3 protein-coding genes are annotated in these 1,826 nt (G+C 35.2%); all 3 read left to right on the top strand.

The window, feature by feature from the left end:
- Positions 1-143: 143 nt before the first annotated feature.
- The 3 genes from KSO91_RS17100 to KSO91_RS17090 all read left to right on the top strand — a co-directional run bounded on the left by KSO91_RS17100 (position 144) and on the right by KSO91_RS17090 (position 1,690).
- On the top strand, positions 144-593 hold the full coding sequence (locus tag KSO91_RS17100; protein WP_192116035.1) for a hypothetical protein: 450 nt from the start codon (positions 144-146) through the stop codon (positions 591-593).
- A gap of 180 nt (positions 594-773) precedes the next feature.
- Positions 774-1,211: a hypothetical protein gene (locus KSO91_RS17095; RefSeq protein ID WP_238744227.1), complete on the top strand. Its 438-nt coding sequence runs from the start codon at positions 774-776 to the stop codon at positions 1,209-1,211.
- Positions 1,208-1,690 carry a hypothetical protein gene (locus tag KSO91_RS17090; protein WP_238744226.1) on the top strand — a complete coding sequence of 161 codons (483 nt, stop codon included), beginning with the start codon at positions 1,208-1,210 and terminating at the stop codon, positions 1,688-1,690. Before KSO91_RS17095 ends, KSO91_RS17090 begins: the two co-directional genes overlap by 4 nt.
- Positions 1,691-1,826: the final 136 nt, after the last annotated feature.

Below are 1,826 nucleotides of genomic sequence, written 5' to 3'. Positions count from 1 at the left end.
AAGCTTACAAGTCGCAAAACTTAACAAGGCAAAGCACTGGACGCATTACGCTTTGTCGTCTTTTTTGCAAAAAACAAAAAGCTGCAAAAACGCCGCCAAACCTATGTGCCAGTGTTTAGCGGCGTTAGGCATTGGAGGCCGCAATGAGAAATATCATCATAATTCTTAGTTTTACATTTATACTTAATCAATTATTGCCAATAACACAGCTGCTGCAACCCTTTAATATTCTACCAATTGACTTGTATCGATACCCCCGAAGGGATTTATCAGGTATTGAGTTCATGGCTCTTAATTTTTTATTTAATTGGCTAGTTCCAATGGCTATCTGCACAATATTTTTTATTAAGTCAAATTTGAACACTCGAATTATAAAGAGTTGGGGCGTAACCTTTTTATACATATCCATCACTCTATTAGCGCTAAGGCTATTAACACTGTATTTAAGTACTTTCATTGAAGGTGGTGGACCAACATTTGTTGCAAGGTACTACTTTGGTTTTATAGCTATCCCTCTTAAATTGTTAATTATTGCAGGTATTGTAAAGGTTTTAATATCTTTAGAGCCTGCTCCTTACGAGATTAAAGAGTAAAAGGCTAAAAAATGCCTAACAAGCTAATAAATAAGGACAAAAAATAGTTGGCTGTTTTCGTTCCTCAACATTTTAGCCAACAATTTTTTGCCCATTATTAGGGCGTTACATATTTACTGTTGAGTTATTTTATTTTTTAAATATAATAATTTAACTTTAATTTTACGCAAAGGAAATACAATGAAAAAATGCCCTTCAATAGTCGATGTTACTTTTGACGAAGAAAGTTTGAAAGGAATTGATCGAATTAAACAGTTACACGATCTCACTAAAATTGGACGAATTGCATTAACAATTGGCCACCTGTATAGCATATTTGGAGGAAGCTCTTTACGAAATACAAGTTCTACAGGAGCACTCTCTGTATTGAAATTGCCTAGTGATGCAGTTGAATCTTCGGTTAAATCTGCAGCTAAAGCCATTAGTTCAGAAGCTACACAAACTGGTTATTCGATATACCAAGCCAATTGGGAATATTTTTTTGAGTCTTTTGGGGCCTTAGATAAAATTAAAGCAAGAGAAATAGAAAAGCTTGCATTACAACAAGCACTTTCACATGCCCGTCGCCCTAAAGAATATAAATTCTGGCGTGCAATTGAGCAGGGTTGTCGTCCATGAATAATAAAATATTGTTTTCTTTTCTCTTTATTCTCCCCGCTACGGGATTTGCTCAAGATAATATTTTTTTTAATAAGCTTCAAAATGCCATCAATGATTATTCAGTTAAAATTGACATTTGCAAGGCTTCGCGAGATGAAAATGACTTGAGTTCTGTTGGCATCAAAGAGATTCGGGATATCGTAATCCAAAACCCGAGTGTCTTAAGTTACTTAAGTGAAAAAGCATACAACAACTGTCTTCAGCCTGAAAGAGGTAGCCTAGCAGAAGCCATTCTTTACGCTAGGACAGAAGATAAGACAAGTCCTACATTTATTTTAGCGGAATCAACGAGGAAGATCTCTTTCCATCCAGATTTTAGCGATGAAATAATTTTCAATGGGCTAACTGTTGAGCAACAAAATAAATTATTATCTATAAATAATCTAATAATACCATTTGATGCTTTGAAGTTAATGGATCGAATTATGGATGAGTAGTCATATATGTAACAACACGCCCTGAGGTGGACCGCAAGTAAAAATTAGCTAGTTATTGCAAATTTTAACAGCGGTGAGCCTCTTCGTTTCAGTGCTTCTAAATATTTTGACTCATCGTACGGTGTGTTGGTTTTCC

Origin of the sequence: Psychromonas antarctica (assembly GCF_022267535.1) — a bacterium.
Classification (GTDB): domain Bacteria; phylum Pseudomonadota; class Gammaproteobacteria; order Enterobacterales; family Psychromonadaceae; genus Psychromonas; species Psychromonas antarctica.
This window is presented reverse-complemented; position numbering and strand designations above follow the sequence as displayed.

Coding starts and splice junctions, on each gene's coding strand:
- KSO91_RS17090 (WP_238744226.1), top strand. CDS start 1,208: ATGAATAATAAAATATTGTTTTCTTTTCTCTTTATTCTCCCCGCTACG.
- KSO91_RS17100 (WP_192116035.1), top strand. CDS start 144: ATGAGAAATATCATCATAATTCTTAGTTTTACATTTATACTTAATCAA.
- KSO91_RS17095 (WP_238744227.1), top strand. CDS start 774: ATGAAAAAATGCCCTTCAATAGTCGATGTTACTTTTGACGAAGAAAGT.